The sequence below is a fragment of the Streptomyces sudanensis genome, from assembly GCF_023614315.1.
Classification (GTDB): Bacteria; Actinomycetota; Actinomycetes; order Streptomycetales; family Streptomycetaceae; genus Streptomyces; species Streptomyces sudanensis.
In genome coordinates this window covers 179,518-193,151 of the sequence record NZ_CP095474.1, presented here as the reverse complement: position 1 = coordinate 193,151, position 13,634 = coordinate 179,518, and the positions used below count along the sequence as shown (strand labels likewise).

14 protein-coding genes, 2 pseudogenes and 1 riboswitch are annotated in these 13,634 nt (G+C 75.4%); of the genes and pseudogenes, 9 read left to right on the top strand and 7 right to left on the bottom strand.

Annotation, left to right across the window (positions count from 1 at the left end):
• Positions 1–21: 21 nt before the first annotated feature.
• The coding region (locus MW084_RS00805; protein WP_275563408.1) for a TIGR03557 family F420-dependent LLM class oxidoreductase at positions 22–987 on the bottom strand (966 nt) is incomplete at its 3' end.
• Between the two features lie 250 nt (positions 988–1,237).
• On the opposite strand from MW084_RS00805, the gene MW084_RS00800 reads away from it, so the two are divergent.
• A complete protein-coding gene (locus MW084_RS00800) occupies positions 1,238–1,702 on the top strand; it encodes an SRPBCC family protein (RefSeq protein WP_010468151.1) in 465 nt (154 codons plus the stop codon).
• Positions 1,703–1,988: 286 nt separating this feature from the next.
• Entirely contained in the window at positions 1,989–2,585 is a 597-nt protein-coding gene (locus MW084_RS00795; protein ID WP_010468152.1) for a dihydrofolate reductase family protein, read from the top strand.
• On the opposite strand, the gene MW084_RS00790 is transcribed toward MW084_RS00795, so the two are convergent.
• Positions 2,561–2,821 carry a hypothetical protein gene (locus MW084_RS00790; RefSeq protein ID WP_010468153.1) on the bottom strand — a complete coding sequence of 87 codons (261 nt, stop codon included), beginning with the start codon at positions 2,819–2,821 and terminating at the stop codon, positions 2,561–2,563. The genes MW084_RS00795 and MW084_RS00790 overlap by 25 nt on opposite strands.
• A 181-nt stretch (positions 2,822–3,002) precedes the next feature.
• Here MW084_RS00790 and MW084_RS00785 point away from each other — a divergent pair, with 181 nt between their 5' ends.
• Both MW084_RS00785 and MW084_RS00780 read left to right on the top strand, forming a co-directional pair.
• A complete protein-coding gene (locus tag MW084_RS00785) occupies positions 3,003–3,515 on the top strand; it encodes a hypothetical protein (RefSeq protein ID WP_010468154.1) in 513 nt (170 codons plus the stop codon).
• A gap of 173 nt (positions 3,516–3,688) precedes the next feature.
• On the top strand, positions 3,689–4,174 hold the full coding sequence (locus MW084_RS00780; protein WP_010468156.1) for a DUF6098 family protein: 486 nt from the start codon (positions 3,689–3,691) through the stop codon (positions 4,172–4,174).
• 57 nt (positions 4,175–4,231) lie between these two features.
• Here the strand turns inward: MW084_RS00780 and MW084_RS00775 are convergent, their stop codons facing one another.
• Positions 4,232–5,062: an aldo/keto reductase gene (locus MW084_RS00775; protein ID WP_010468158.1), complete on the bottom strand. Its 831-nt coding sequence runs from the start codon at positions 5,060–5,062 to the stop codon at positions 4,232–4,234.
• Positions 5,063–5,257: 195 nt separating this feature from the next.
• On the opposite strand from MW084_RS00775, the gene MW084_RS00770 reads away from it, so the two are divergent.
• Positions 5,258–6,253 (top strand): Rossmann-fold NAD(P)-binding domain-containing protein, encoded by a 996-nt coding sequence (locus MW084_RS00770; protein WP_010468160.1) that lies wholly within the window; start codon positions 5,258–5,260, stop codon positions 6,251–6,253.
• A 112-nt stretch (positions 6,254–6,365) separates the two neighbouring features.
• Here MW084_RS00770 and MW084_RS00765 read toward each other — a convergent pair whose 3' ends face one another.
• The gene (locus tag MW084_RS00765; RefSeq protein WP_010468161.1) at positions 6,366–7,382 is read right to left on the bottom strand and encodes an isopenicillin N synthase family dioxygenase; all 1,017 of its coding nucleotides are present in this window, start codon (positions 7,380–7,382) and stop codon (positions 6,366–6,368) included.
• 455 nt (positions 7,383–7,837) lie between these two features.
• Positions 7,838–7,991, top strand: a riboswitch (cyclic di-AMP (ydaO/yuaA leader).
• A gap of 3 nt (positions 7,992–7,994) precedes the next feature.
• Here MW084_RS00765 and MW084_RS00760 point away from each other — a divergent pair.
• Complete coding sequence (locus MW084_RS00760) at positions 7,995–8,474, top strand: C40 family peptidase (protein ID WP_010468163.1); 480 nt, start codon at positions 7,995–7,997, stop codon at positions 8,472–8,474.
• A gap of 121 nt (positions 8,475–8,595) precedes the next feature.
• On the top strand, positions 8,596–9,216 hold the full coding sequence (locus MW084_RS00755; protein ID WP_010468164.1) for an L-threonylcarbamoyladenylate synthase: 621 nt from the start codon (positions 8,596–8,598) through the stop codon (positions 9,214–9,216).
• 48 nt (positions 9,217–9,264) lie between these two features.
• Here MW084_RS00755 and MW084_RS00750 read toward each other — a convergent pair whose 3' ends face one another.
• The gene (locus MW084_RS00750; RefSeq protein ID WP_010468165.1) at positions 9,265–10,575 is read right to left on the bottom strand and encodes a cation:proton antiporter; all 1,311 of its coding nucleotides are present in this window, start codon (positions 10,573–10,575) and stop codon (positions 9,265–9,267) included.
• A gap of 330 nt (positions 10,576–10,905) precedes the next feature.
• Here MW084_RS00750 and MW084_RS00745 point away from each other — a divergent pair.
• Positions 10,906–11,381: pseudogene (locus tag MW084_RS00745) on the top strand (lysophospholipid acyltransferase family protein); the annotation flags it as partial.
• A 29-nt stretch (positions 11,382–11,410) separates the two neighbouring features.
• Positions 11,411–11,571: pseudogene (locus MW084_RS00740) on the top strand (1-acyl-sn-glycerol-3-phosphate acyltransferase); the annotation flags it as partial.
• 71 nt (positions 11,572–11,642) lie between these two features.
• On the opposite strand, the gene MW084_RS00735 reads toward MW084_RS00740, so the two are convergent.
• Positions 11,643–12,932 (bottom strand): MFS transporter, encoded by a 1,290-nt coding sequence (locus tag MW084_RS00735; RefSeq protein ID WP_010468169.1) that lies wholly within the window; start codon positions 12,930–12,932, stop codon positions 11,643–11,645.
• 341 nt (positions 12,933–13,273) lie between these two features.
• Positions 13,274–13,531, bottom strand: coding sequence for an EF-hand domain-containing protein (locus MW084_RS00730; RefSeq protein WP_029553247.1), 258 nt, complete (start codon positions 13,529–13,531; stop codon positions 13,274–13,276).
• Between the last annotated feature and the right edge of the window lie 103 nt (positions 13,532–13,634).

The following is a 13,634-nucleotide window of genomic DNA, read 5'->3' as shown; positions in this document are numbered from 1 at the left end:
CACCGCCGCGNNCTTCCCCNNGCCGCCCGGCTCGAGCCCGCGCAGCCGGGCGTCGAGTTCGCGGCGGTGGAAGTCGACGAAGCCGTCCGGGTCGGGGCCCGCGTTCTGCATGACCAGCCGGTCGAACCCGGCGTCGACGTACCGCTGCGCCATCTCCACGTACCGCTCCGGGTCGTCGCCGCAGGCGAAGGCGTCCAGGACGTCCTCCTCGCGGACGGTGGTCGTGGCGGCCTCGAAGTTCACCGGGTTCGGCAGCTCGCTCATCACCTTCCAGCCGGTCACCGCCCACCGCGACGTCTCCAGCGCCGCCCGCGCGGCGGTCCGCTCGTCGGGCGCCCACGCCACGGGGACCTCCGCGTAGCGGGGGCCGTCGCCGCCCGCCTCCCGGTACCGGCGGACGACGTCCGGGTCGGCCTCCGTGGCGAACAGGGCGTCCCCGAGCTCGGCCGCCACCCGCGTCGAGGCGGGCCCGCTCGCCGCCACGGCGATGAGCGGCGGCGTCGGGGGCAGGTCGAAGACGCGGGCGTCCTCCAGCCGCAGGTGCTTCCCCTCGTACGAGCGGTAGCCGCCGCTCCACAGCAACCGGATGATCTCCAGCGCCTCGCGGAGCATCTCGTGGCGGGTGGCGACCGCCGGGTAGCCCTCGCCGACGACGTGCTCGTTCAGCCGCTCGCCCGATCCCACGCCCAGCACGAACCGCCCCTCCGACAGCAGCGCCAGCGTCGCCGCGGCCTGTGCGATCACCGCCGGGTGGTACCGCATCGTCGGGCACGTCACGCCGGTGGCCAGCCCGATCCGGCTCGTCCGCGCCGCGATCGCGCCGAGCACGGTCCAGGCGAACGGGGAGTGCCCCTGGTTGTCCAGCCACGGGTGGAAGTGGTCGCTGATCTCGACGAAGTCGAACCCGGCCTCCTCGGCCAGGACGGCCTGCCTCACCAGCTCGCCCGGGGCGAAGGCCTCCGCGGCGAGTTTGTACCCGATCTGCATGCGACACCCCTGAGCGTGGAACCGTCCGGTCCGCGCAGAGGTACCCCGCGGGGCGGGCCCGTAACGGCCCCGCCCCCGAACGGGGCACCGCCGCGGGCCGCACCGCCGGGCCGGGAGCCGCGCCACCCGGGCGGCCGGGGCACGCCGCCCCGGTGCGCGTGCATGTCCCGGCGCAGACGGGTACCCGGCCACGAGTGCCGAGCGCGGCGGGCACCCGCCGCGCCGCCGTCACGAGAGCAAGGAGCGACTGATGGGCAAGGTCAAGGAGACCGTCGAGGTCGAGGTGCCGGTCCGCACCGCGTACAACCAGTGGACCCAGTTCGAGGAGTTCCCGAACTTCATGGAGGGCGTCGAGGAGGTCACGCAGCTCGACGACCGGCACAACCACTGGACGACCAAGATCGGCGGTGTGCGGCGGGAGTTCGACACCGAGATCATCGACCAGCTCCCCGACGAGCGCATCGCCTGGCGGACGGTGAGCGGCGACACCCAGCAGAAGGGCGTCGTCAGCTTCCAGCGCGTGGACGACACGCACACCCGCGTGGAGCTGGTGATGGACGTGGAGCCGACCGGCCTCGCCGAGAAGGCCGCCGACATGACCGGCACGATCGACCGCCGCGTCAAGGGCGACATGCGCCGCTTCAAGGAGTTCATCGAGACGCGGGGCGGGGAGTCCGGCGCCTGGCGCGGTCGTGTCAGGCCGGGCGACGTCTGACGGCCCGCCCGGGCCGGGGCACCGGCGACCGTACGGAGGGGACCGCGTACCGCGCGGTCCCCTTCGCCGTCCGCCGTCGCGGCGGCCGGGCCGCGGCCCCGAGCCGGTTCCCCGCCGGGCCGAGGGGCGGCTGGGAGGCCCGGAGGCGCGGCGGGCGCTCCCGGACGGCGCCCGGTTCGGCGGTGTGAGCTATGTCACCGCGTACGGCGCGACGGGGCCGGTGACTTTCCCGCGGCCCGGCGGTCTTCCCTCCCGTACACCGTGGTGAGCAGGAGGAACGAGTCCCATGCGTATCGTGATCAGTGAGTTCGTCAGCCTCGACGGCGTGGTGCAGGCCCCGGGAGGTCCCGAGGAGGACACCGACGGCGGCTTCGCCCACGGGGGCTGGACGCACCCCTTCTTCGACCCGGAGGTCGTGGGCGGCGCGTTCGACGAGGCGCTGGAGAAGGCCGACGCGCTGCTGATGGGGCGCCGCACATGGCGGGCGATGGCCGGCGCCTGGCCCGACCGGGCCGGCGACCCCTTCGCCGACCGGATGAACTCCCTGCGCAAGTACGTCGTGACCGAAACGCTCGGCGACGACGACCTGACGTGGGAGAACACCTCCCGCATACCGGGCGGCGAGGCCGTCGCCCGCATCCGCGAACTCCGCGCGGCGCCGGGCGGCGACCTCCTCGTCATGGGCAGCCCCACACTCGTCCGGACGCTGCTCGACGAGGACCTGGTGGACGAGCTCCGGCTGGTGGTCATGCCGGTGATCCTCGGCGGCGGGAAGTCGATCTTCCCCCGCAACGGCCGGATGCGCACGCTGGAACCGGTCTCCGAGACCACCGGCCCCACCGGCGCCCGGGTGTGCGTCTACCGGCCCGTCGCCGGGGCGTAGCCGGCGCGGTCCAAAGCCGCCGGGGCGCCCGGCCGCGCCCCGGCCCGGTCGGCGGGGCCGGTGCGGGTGAACCGGGGCAGGCAGAGCTGGGTGACCGGGCCGACCGCCAGGGCGTACAGCACCGTCCCGACGCCCACGGTGCCGCCGAGCAGCCAGCCGATCGCGAGCACGGCGACCTCCATCACCGTGCGGACCAGGCGGAGGGAGCCGCCGGTCGCCGCGGCCACACCGGTCATCAGCCCGTCCCGCGGCCCCGGACGCGCCGCGCGGGCCGGGGCGGACCGCCTCCCGCGGCTCCGGGCCGCCCCCGGCCCGGAGCCCGCCCGATGGCCGGAACGTTCCGATGCGGGCGGGTGATCGCGACGTTAGGATCACCCCACTTCCTTGAGACGCTCATGACACGCTAGGGATCTCCACATGCGTACGACCCCGTCCCGAGCTCCCCGCGCCATCCGGCGGACCGCGCCGGGCGCCGCCGCGGCCGTCGCGGCCCTGCTGCTCGCCGCCACCCCCGCCGCCGCCGGGGACGCGGTCACCGACACCCCGGAGTGGACCCTCACCCCGGGCACCGAGGAGGACGGGGCCGCGACGGGCGTCCGGACCCCGATGGCGTCCTCCTCCCTGCCGCCCGACAGCTGGTGCGTCTCCACCTACGGCTCCAAGGTCTGCTTCCAGCACGACGGCGACGTCGTCTGGGTCCTGGACACCGCCGCCGACGGCATGTCCGCGATCGGCGGCGTCTACACCGACCACGGCCGCGGCCCCGAGGCGTGCCGCAACAAGTCCGGCCACAACCGCTGGGTGAAGTGCGCGAAGGACTACGACGAGTCCGGCCGCGTCCGCCTGCGCGCCCTGCGCTACGACGGCGACACCGGCAGGTACCACCAGCCGGAGGCCTACTCGGGCTGGCTCCCCGTCGACGGCAGGTGACCTTCCGCCCGCCGCCCCCGGGGAACCGGGCGGCCGGCGGGCGCCGCCGCCCGTCCGGTAGGCGACCGGAGGACCACGGGACGCTCCGGCCTGCGCCGGACGTCCCGTGGAGTCATTCTGTTACGGGTGGGTACGCGGCGTTTGGTCCTTGCACGACGAGAAGGGTGAACCACATGGACGAGACCGTAGCGGTGCCGACCCGCACGACGGCCCCCGACGGTGTCACGGAGCTGCCGACCGTCGGCAGCCTGGCGGAGCTGGCCGCCCTCGTGGAGCGGCACGGCAGTCTCTTCGTCCGCTGGTCGCGGGGCCCCGCCCGGGACTTGGAGGACACCCGCAGCGTCGACCACCTCACCGGGATCCCCATGCCCGGCCTGTCGGCGAACCCGCTGCAGGTCGAGAGCTGGTGGGAGGACCGCTCCGTACGGCTGTGGGTGGCCCGCCGCCTGTACGACTACTGCCACCTGCGCGAGGAACGGGACGGCGACGTGCGCCCCTGGGCCCTGCGCGGCCACGAGGTCGCCAGGGGCCCGGACAACGAGCCGCTGCTCGACGACGTGGAGCCGGTGTGCTGGATCGACCTGGCGGTGATCCGCGAGGCGGAGGAGGAGGTGGCGCGCCAGCGCGGGCCCTGGGGCCCCATGAACCGCAAGGCCTGACCGGCCGCCCCCGCACGGCGAGGGGCGCGGTCCGCGACCGCGCCCCGCGGCCGCGCGTCAGGCGCCGAAGACCGCCGGGTCCGGTCCGAGCCGCCGGCCCTCGTCGAGCGCCGCGAACGCCGCCATGTCCTCCGCGTCGAGCTCGAAGCCGAAGACGTCGATGTTCTCCCTGATCCGCGACGCGGTCACGGACTTGGGGATCACCACGTTGCCGAGCTGGAGGTGCCACCGCAGCACGGCCTGTGCCGGGGTGCGGCCGTGCTTGCGGGCGACGGCCACGACGGCCGGCGCCTCCAGCAGGCCGCGGCCCTGGCCCAGCGGCGACCACGCCTCGGTCGCGATGCCGTGCCGGGCGTGGAAGGCGCGGGCCTCCTCCTGCGCGAGGTAGGGGTGCAGCTCGATCTGGTTCACCGCGGGCACGACGGACGTGGCGTCCATCAGCCGCTCCAGGTGCTCGGGCAGGAAGTTGGACACGCCGATGGCGCGGGCGCGGCCGTCCGCCAGGATCTTCTCGAACGCCTTGTACGTGTCGACGTACGCGTCCCGCGCCGGCACCGGCCAGTGGATCAGGTACAGGTCCACGTAGTCGAGGCCGAGCCGCTCCAGGGAGGCGTCGAAGGCGCGGAGCGTCGAGTCGTACCCCTGCTCGCTGTTCCACAGCTTCGTGGTGACGAACACCTCCTCGCGGGGGAGCCCGGAGGCGGCGACGGCCCGCCCGGTGCCGCGCTCGTTCTCGTACACGGCGGCGGTGTCGACGCTCCGGTAGCCGGCCGCGAGGGCGGTGCCCACCGCCTCCACCGCCTCGGCGTCCGGCACCTGCCAGACGCCGAAGCCGAGCTGCGGCATCACGACACCGTTGTTCAGGGTCAGGGAGGGGGCCTTGCTCACGAGTGGTCGATCCTCACGTCGTCGATGGTCGCTACTGCGGACACCAACGATCACACGGGGCGGCGGCATTCCCGCGCCTCGGCGCGGCGCGCGTCACGACCGGCCCGCCGGGGCGCCGCCTCCGCCCCCGCCGGGCCCGGGTGCGCCGTCGGCGAACGGCCTGGACGGCCGGGACCCGGCCCGCTTGGGTGGGGGATGGAGATCCTGGTACTGGGCGGAACGGCCTGGCTCGGCGGGGAGTTGTCCCGGCAGGCGCTCGCGCGCGGCCACCGTGTGACCTGCCTCGCGCGCGGCGAGAGCGGACGGGTCGCGGACGGCGCGGTGCTCGTCCCCGCCGACCGCCGCGACCCCGCCGCGTACGCGGCTCTGCCCGACCGCACGTGGGACGCGGTCGTCGAGGTGTCCTGGCAGCCGGGGTTCGTGCGGGAGGCGCTCGCCGCGCTCGCCGGCAGGGCCCGGCACTGGACGTACGTCTCCTCCATCAGCGCGTACGCCCCCCACGACGCGGCCGGCCCCGACGAGTCCACCCCCCTCCTCGCCCCGATCGACCGGGACGAGGCCGACCGGTCGGTGTACGGCGAGGCGAAGGTCGCCTGCGAGCGGGCGTCGGCGGACGCCGCGGCCGACCGGCTCCTCGTCGCCCGCGCCGGAGTCATCGGCGGCCCGGGCGACCACACCGGCCGCTCCGGCTACTGGGCGGCCCGCGCCGCACGCGACCCCCACGGGCCGATGCTGGTCCCCGGCACCCCGGACCTGCCGACCCAGGTCGTCGACGTGCGGGACCTCTCCGCATGGCTGCTCGACGCCGCCGAGGCGGGCACCACCGGCACGTACGACGCGGTCGGCCCCGTCGTGCCCCTCCGCGAGTGGATCGGGCTGTCCCGGCAGGCGGCGGGACACACCGGTCCGCTCGTCGCGGCCGACTCGGCCTGGCTCCTCGCGAACGGGGTGGGCCAGTACACGGGCCCCGACTCACTGCCGATGTGGCTGGTGGCCGAACCGGGCCCGGAGGGCTGGCCCACCCGCGACGGCTCCGCGGCGCGCGCGGCGGGCCTGCGCCACCGGCCCCGCGCGGAACTGCTGGCGGACACCCTGCGCTGGGAGCGGGAGGAGGGCCTGGACCGCCCGCGCCGCGCGGGCCTGGACCCACGGCGCGAGAGCGAGCTGCTGGCCGCCCTCGCCGGGGACTGACCGGCGCCGCGGGAGCGCGGGCGGCACGCGCGAGGCGCACGTACCCCGCCCGCGCCCGGCCGGACGGGAGGGAGGATCCCCGCCCGCCGCCGCGACCGCTCCCGCCGGGTGGTCAGCCCGCCACGAGCCCGGGGTGGTGGCGCCGGGCGACCTCCGGGTGGGCCCGCAGCCATCCCTTCAGCTCGTTGCGGCCGTACTCCGCGTGCAGCGGGTTGGCGCGGTCCTCGGCGATCCCCGGCGCGTGCTCCAGGTACGCGCCGGGCACCGTCCCGATCACCGCGTCCAGCCGGGGGTTGTAGAAGAACGGGACGGAGAACCGCTCCACCGCGCCGGGAGGGCTCACCACCCGGTGATCGGTCGCCGACAGGTACCCGTCGGTCGCGATCTCCAGCAGCTCGCCCAGGTTGACGACGAACGCCCCCGGCAGCGGCGGCACGTCCAGGTAGCCGTCGCCGGACCGCACCTGCAGGCCGCCCACCTCGTCCTGGAGGAGCAGCGTCAGGAAGCCGTAGTCCTTGTGCGCGCCCACGCCCTGCCCGTCCCCCGCGGGTGCCGAGCCGGGGTAGCGGACCAGCTTGGTGTGCAGGTGGGGGCGGTCGGCGAAGGCGCCGTCGAAGTGGTCGGCGGGCGCGCCGAGCGCGGTGAGCAGCTCCCGCAGCAGCCGGTGCGCGACCGCGGCGAGCCGGTCCTGCCAGGCGAGGACGGCCGTGCGGAGCTCCGGCAGCGCGGCGGGCCACTGGTTGGGCCCCTCCAGCCACAGGTACGCCGGGTCGCCGGGTCCCACCTCGACGGCGGGCCGCTCGGCGCCGACGTCCAGCTGGTCGCGCCAGTCGGAGCGGCCGCCGGTCAGCTCGTGGCCGATCCGGGTGTACCCGCGGAAGTGCGGCGAGTTCAGGTTACTGAGCGCCAGCCGGTCCGCCTCCGGCAGGGCGAAGAACGCCCGGGTCAGCTCCATGATCCGGGCGATCTCGCGGTCCTCGACACCGTGTCCGGTCAGGTGGAGGAAGCCCACGTCGCGTGCCGCGGCGAGCAGGTCGCGGTGGAACGCCTCGCGGGTCCGCGGGTCGTCCGCCGCGGAGAGGTCGATGACGGGCAGGGCGTGGGGCACGGGGGCGTTCGAGGCAGGCATGGCGATGGCCTTCCGTTTCGCGTGTGGGCACGGTCCTGCCACCCGGAGGACGGGGGACACGGCGCGAGAAGGGCGCCGGCTGGAGCGTGCCGGGAAGGCGCGTCCGCCGCAAGACCGATGGAGAGGGGAAGTCAGTCCTGACGCGGACAGCTCATGGTCGTGACGCGCACGTAGTCCACGTGCCGGCGCATCACGAGAAGAGTCACCGGCACAGCGTAACGCGCGTCCGCCGGCACCGTTCCGAGGCCCCTGCCACGCCCTCCGGACGCCCGCCCGTAACCCTCCGGTCGCCTGCCGAACCCAGATCGGCCCAACGGTGAGGAGTCTCACAAAACGCCGATTCCGTTCGAAGATTCACTCCGTCATGCGTCAAGATCCATGACGACGACAAGTCCTCGCCGCCGTGGCGAGGCGGTCCGGGCGGACGCCGAGTCCTGCCGCCGTCCGGATCCGGTCGACACGAAACGGAATCGGCAGGAGTGGAGGACCCGGCAGTGCGGGGCGTGCGTACGACGGACGCCCCTTGGGGTGAAGCCGCGTCAGCGGCCGGGCGACTTCGCCTGCCCGAACCCGACAGGTCATCCTTCGCAGGCGGATGACGAAGGGTTGCGCATGACCGCGCAGAATCACGTTCCGTCCGCAGTCTCCCGAACCGGTGCCGTCTCGGCCCTGGCCCTCGCGGCCCTCACCGGCACGCTGGTGGCGCCGGGCGCCGCCCCCGAGGCGCAGGCCGCGGGCCCCGCGTACGCGACGAAGGCCCTCAACGTGGCGGCCTCCAAGAAGGGCTCCCCCTACAAGTACGGGGCCGCAGGCCCCTCCCGGTTCGACTGCTCGGGCCTCACGCTGTACGCGTACAAGCAGGCCGGAAAGACCCTCCCGCGCACCGCGCAGCAGCAGTACAACCGCACGCGCCACATCTCGGCCTCCGCCCTCCAGAAGGGCGACCTGGTCTTCTTCCACTCCGGCGGCCGGGTCTACCACGTCGGCGTCTACGCCGGGAGCAACCGGATCTGGCACGCCCCGAAGGCGGGCACCGTGGTGAGGCTGGAGCGGATCTGGACCGGCAAGGTCCTCTACGGCCGCGTCCGCTGACGCCGGTCCGGCCGGCGGTCCGCGACGGCGGGCCGCCGGCCGGACGTCCCGCTCCGGGGACGGAACCCCCGGCGCCCCGCGGCGCCGGGGCCTCCCCGCGGGGGCGCGTTAAGCTCGCCGGATGGCGAAGTACTTCGATGTGCACCCCGACGACCCGCAGCGCCGCGTCGTCGGCACCGTGGCCGAGATGATCCGCTCCGGCGCCCTCGTCGCGTACCCCACGGACTCCTGCTACGCCCTGGGCTGCAAGCTGGGGAACCGCGAGGGCCTGGCGCGGATCCGCGGCATCCGCGACCTGGACGACCGCCACCACTTCACCCTCGTCTGCCGGGACTTCGCCCAGCTCGGCCAGTACGTGCACATCGGCAACGACGTGTTCCGGGCGCTGAAGTCGGCGACACCCGGGCGCTACACCTTCATCCTCCCCGCGACGAAGGAGGTGCCGCGCCAGATGCAGCACCCGAAGAAGAAGACCGTCGGGGTGCGCATCCCCGACCACACGGCGACCCAGGCCCTCCTCGCCGAACTGGGCGAGCCGCTGGTGTCGAGCACCCTGCTGCTGCCGGGGGAGGAGGAGCCGATGACCCAGGGCTGGGAGATCAAGGACCGGCTCGACCACGTCCTCGACGCCGTCGTCGACTCGGGCGACTGCGGCACGGCGCCCACCACCGTCGTCGACTTCTCCGGCGGCGCGCCGGAGATCGTCCGCCGGGGCGCCGGGGACACCTCCCGCTTCGAGTAGCCCCCGGACGGGCGCCCCGCCGCGCGGGCCGGCGGACCGGAGGAGGTGTCAGAGCCGCTCGTGGGCGATCTGGTCGTCCCCGGGCCGCTTCCTGCGGTACCGGCGCCGGGCCTTGAGCAGCCGCAGCCGGTCGAGGCGCGAGATGGCGGGCGAGGCGCTGATCCCGTGCACGGCGACGGAGGCGAGGACGGTGAAGGTCACCACCGCCCACAGCTCCTCCGCGGGGACGTGGAAGCCCTCCATCCCGAGGGCGTACGCCAGGTAGAACAGCGACCCGATGCCCCGGATGCCGAAGAACGCGGTCACGGCCCGCTCCCGAGGACCGGCGGCGGTGCCCAGCAGCGCCGCCCACCCGGTCAACGGCCGGACGGCGAAGAGCAGCAGCAGGCCGACGAGGGCGCCCTGCCAGGTCAGGTGAGCGAGGGCGCCCCGCGCGACGAAGGCGCCGAGCAGGAAGAGCAGTCCGGCGGTCAGGAGCCGTTCGATCTGCTCGACGAAGTCGTGCAGCACGGTGTGGTAGCCGTGGGCGCGCTCGGCGGCCCGGATGCGGCACGCGGTGACGAACACGGCGAGGAAGCCGTATCCGTGGGCCAGTTCCGTGACCCCGTACGCGAGGAAGGTGGCGCCCAGGGCGACGAACCCGTCCCGGTGCTCGGACAGCCGCACCGAGTCCCAGCCGGCGCGGAAGAACAGCCAGCCCAGCAACTTGCCCACCGCCAGCCCCGCCAGGACGCCGACGACGCACTTGTACGCCACGTCGACCAGCAGCCACTCCCCGACCCACGCCCCGGACAGCCCCGCCCCGGCCGCCGCGGCCAGCGCGACCGCCGCCATGACGACGGGGAAGGCCAGGCCGTCATTGAGCCCGGCCTCACTGGTCAGGGCGAACCGCACCTCGTCCTCGTCGTGCTCGGACTCGGTGGGCGCGCCGACCCGCACCTCGGAGGCGAGCACCGGGTCGGTGGGTGCGAGCACGGCGGCCAGCAGCAGCGCGGCGGCGGGCGGCCAGTCCAGCAGCCACCAGGCGAGCAGCCCGGTGACCGCGATGGTCAGCGGCATCGTCACGCCCAGCAGCCGCCAGGACGCCTGCCAGTGCCGCCATCCGACGGGCCGGTTCAGGGCGAGTCCGGCGCCCATGAGCGAGACGATGACGCAGATCTCGGTGAGGTGCTCGGCCCAGACCCGGTCGCCCACCGGATCGACCTCGGGCAGCGGCAGCGGCGACGCCTGGAGGACCATCCCGCACAGCAGGAAGACCAGCGGCATGGACAGCGGCCGTCCGGCCACGAGGCGCGGCAGCACGGCGGCGGCGAGCGCACCGGCCCCGAACAGCGCGAAGAAGAAGTCACCCGAGCTCACCGCAGACGTGTGCCCCCCGTGCCCCACCGGTACGCCCCCCACCCGGGCGACCCACCGGCACCGCCCGGCCCCCGCGTCCCACCGGTGCGCCGCCGGGCGGACCGCGACGGGTCCGCACCCGCCCGGACGCACCGGAGCCTCCCGCCCGCCGCCGGCCCGTCACTCGCCCGCCGCCCGCCGTACGCCCGCCGTATACCCGCCGTACGTCCACCGTACGAGGAAGGCCCCGCCCGGGCGCACGCATGCTCGAATTGAGTACCGTTACTCAGTCCCCGCCCCCGCCCGGTCGTCGACGATGACCACCGACACCGCCGCAACCGGGAGAACCGCATGCTCAGCCGCCTCGCCCACGCCCTGGTCCCCGCCTTCGGCCACCTCTCGGTGACCACCGACCGGGACGCGCACCTCCCGCCGTGCGGCATCATCGCCCCCAACCACACCTCGCTCGCCGACCCCGCCGTCGTGCTCGCCGCGCTGCACCACCTCGGCGTCCGGCCGGTCGTCATGGCGGCGGCGGGGCTGTGGAGGGTCCCCCTGCTCGGCGGGGCACTCGCCCGCGGGGGCCACATCCCCGTGCACCGGGGCGACCGCCGTGCCGCGCACGCCCTCGACCGGGCGGAGGAGGCCCTCGGCAGGGGACGGTCCGTCCTCATCTACCCCGAAGGCGGGATAACGGCGTTCGGGGAGGGCGAGGAGACCGCGCCGGGCCCCTTCCGCAGCGGCCTGTCCCGCCTGGCCCGGCGCACCGGCGCACCGGTCGTCCCCGTGGGGCAGGCGGGGGCCCGCCGGATCGTGTCCGGCGGGGCNNNGNCGGGGCATCTGGCGGGAGCGCTCNCCGCCCCCTTCCGCCGCCCCGCCCTCCACGTCCACGTGGGCGCACCGCTCACCCCGACCGGTGACCGCGCCTCCGACACCGCCCGGGCGCACGCGGCGGTGACGGCCGCCTGGCGCACGGCGGTCGCCCACCTCGACCGCTCCCCGGCCCCCGCCGCCTGACGTTCGTCCGGGCCGCGGGGGGCGGATGGGCGGCGGGGACGGGCGGGCGGCGGGACCGGCCGCCGCGCGGATCAGGCCCGGGGGGTTCGCGCGTCGTAGCGGAGGAAGCCGGGGCGGGCGAGGGCGAGCAGGCCCACCGCCACCACGCACGCGACGCCCCCGGCGACCACGGCGGTGGCCGGCGAGAAGAGGTCGCCGACCGTTCCGGCGAGGAAGTCGCCGGCCCGGGGGCCGCCCGCGACCACGATGATGAAGACGCCCTGGAGGCGGCCGCGCATGTCGTCGGGGACGGCCGTCTGGAGCACGGTGGACCGGAAGACCATGGAGACGGTGTCCGCGCAGCCGGCGACGGCGAGGAAGACCAGCCCCAGCCACAGGTGGCGGGTCAGCCCGAACACGGCGATCGCGGCCCCCCACGCGGCGACGGCCAGGACGATGGCCAGGCCGTGGCGGTGGATCCGGCCCAGCCAGCCGGAGAAGACCCCGCCGAGGAGGGCGCCGACGGCGGGCGCGGCGACGAGCAGGCCGGTCGTCCGGGCGTCGCCCCCGTACGACAGCACGGCCAGCGCCGGGAACAGCGCCCGCGGATGGGCGAGGATCATCGCGCAGAAGTCGGTGTAGAACGTCATGCGCACGTTCGGGCGGGTGGCCAGGAACCGCAACCCGGCCAGGACGGACGGCCGCTTCGCGCCCTCGGCGCGCTGCGGCGGCATCGGGGGCAGCCGCCACATCGCGTAGAGGGCGGCGCCGAAGGCGACGGCGTCGATCAGGTAGGCGGCCTCGTACCCCCACGCCCCGACGGCCAGCCCGCCCAGCATGGGGCCGACGAGGGCCCCGGAGGTCGCGGTCATCGACGACAGGGCGTTCGCCGCGGGGAGCTGCTCCTTCGGCAGGAGGCGGGGGATCATCGCACTGCGGGCCGGGGCGTTGACGGCGGCGCAGACCGCCTGCAGCGCCACCACCGCGTAGAGGAACCACACCCGGTGGAACCCGGCGAGCGTCCCGGCGGCCAGGACCACGGACAGCGCGGCCAGTCCGGCCGCGCTGAGCAGGCCGAGGCGCCGGCGGTCGACCGCGTCCGCCACGGCGCCCCCGTACAGGCCGAAGGCGACGAGGGGGACCAGGGAGCACAGGCCGACGAGGCCCACGGAGAAACTGGACTCCGTCAGCTCGTACACGTGGAGGGAGATCGCGAGGGTGGTCATCCCCTGGCCGGTCCAGGAGATGGTGTTGCCCACCCACAGGCGGCGGTAGTCCGCGCTGGTGCGCAGCGGCGTCAGGTCGGCGAGCACGCGCCGCCGCGGCGCGATCGGGGGATCGGCGCTGCCGGCGGCGGTCCCCGCTTCGGAGGTCCCGCTCACCGCGGGGTCCGCCGGGCGCGGGGGAGGGGGACGTGGTGGGATCGCATGGGCCGCAGTATAGGAGCGGAGGATATTTCGATCCTTACGGCCTCGGGGGGACCTCCGCCCGGCCGCGAACCCCGCCTGCGCGGAGCCCGCGGGAGCGGCGGCCGGGCCGGGGATCCTCGCGGCCGGGAGCCCCGGTTCCGGGAGCCTCGCGGCCGGGGTCCCCGAGGCGTACGAGGCGGTGGAGCACCCGTGCGGCCGGACCCCTTCACGGCGGCCCCGGCCGGGCCGGTCCCGCGCGGGCGGGGGCCGGTGCCGTCCGGCGGCCGGTCAGCACCATCCGAACCGGCGGCCGGTCAGCACCATCCGAACCGGCGGTCGACCACCGCCGCGAACTCCTCCACGGTCACCACGGCGTCCCCGTTCCGGTCCGCGGTGTCGAACAGCGCGGAGGACGCCTCGGCGTCCACCAGCCCCCACGGCGGCAGGTCCCCCGCCGCGGCCAGGGTCGGCCCCTTCGTCCGCAGGGCGGTGATCATCTCCTCGCGGGTCAGCGTCCCGTCCTCGTCGAGGTCCAGCGCCCCGAACAGCTTCCGTGCCCTGTCACTGGTCACGTCGGCGTCGTTCCCTTCGTCCGCGGACGGGCCGTCCCGTCCGCCCGTCCGTGAGGACGCGCCCCGCCCGGCGGAGGTTCCCCGGCGGGGAGCGCGCCGGGGG

What these genes read in the sequence shown, in the direction of transcription:
- MW084_RS00800 (WP_010468151.1), top strand. Translation starts at nt 1,238, where the DNA reads ATGGGCAAGGTCAAGGAGACCGTCGAGGTCGAGGTGCCGGTCCGCACC.
- MW084_RS00795 (WP_010468152.1), top strand. Translation starts at nt 1,989, where the DNA reads ATGCGTATCGTGATCAGTGAGTTCGTCAGCCTCGACGGCGTGGTGCAG.
- MW084_RS00790 (WP_010468153.1), bottom strand. Translation starts at nt 2,821, where the DNA reads ATGACCGGTGTGGCCGCGGCGACCGGCGGCTCCCTCCGCCTGGTCCGC.
- MW084_RS00785 (WP_010468154.1), top strand. Translation starts at nt 3,003, where the DNA reads ATGCGTACGACCCCGTCCCGAGCTCCCCGCGCCATCCGGCGGACCGCG.
- MW084_RS00780 (WP_010468156.1), top strand. Translation starts at nt 3,689, where the DNA reads ATGGACGAGACCGTAGCGGTGCCGACCCGCACGACGGCCCCCGACGGT.
- MW084_RS00770 (WP_010468160.1), top strand. Translation starts at nt 5,258, where the DNA reads ATGGAGATCCTGGTACTGGGCGGAACGGCCTGGCTCGGCGGGGAGTTG.
- MW084_RS00765 (WP_010468161.1), bottom strand. Translation starts at nt 7,382, where the DNA reads ATGCCTGCCTCGAACGCCCCCGTGCCCCACGCCCTGCCCGTCATCGAC.
- MW084_RS00760 (WP_010468163.1), top strand. Translation starts at nt 7,995, where the DNA reads ATGACCGCGCAGAATCACGTTCCGTCCGCAGTCTCCCGAACCGGTGCC.
- MW084_RS00755 (WP_010468164.1), top strand. Translation starts at nt 8,596, where the DNA reads ATGGCGAAGTACTTCGATGTGCACCCCGACGACCCGCAGCGCCGCGTC.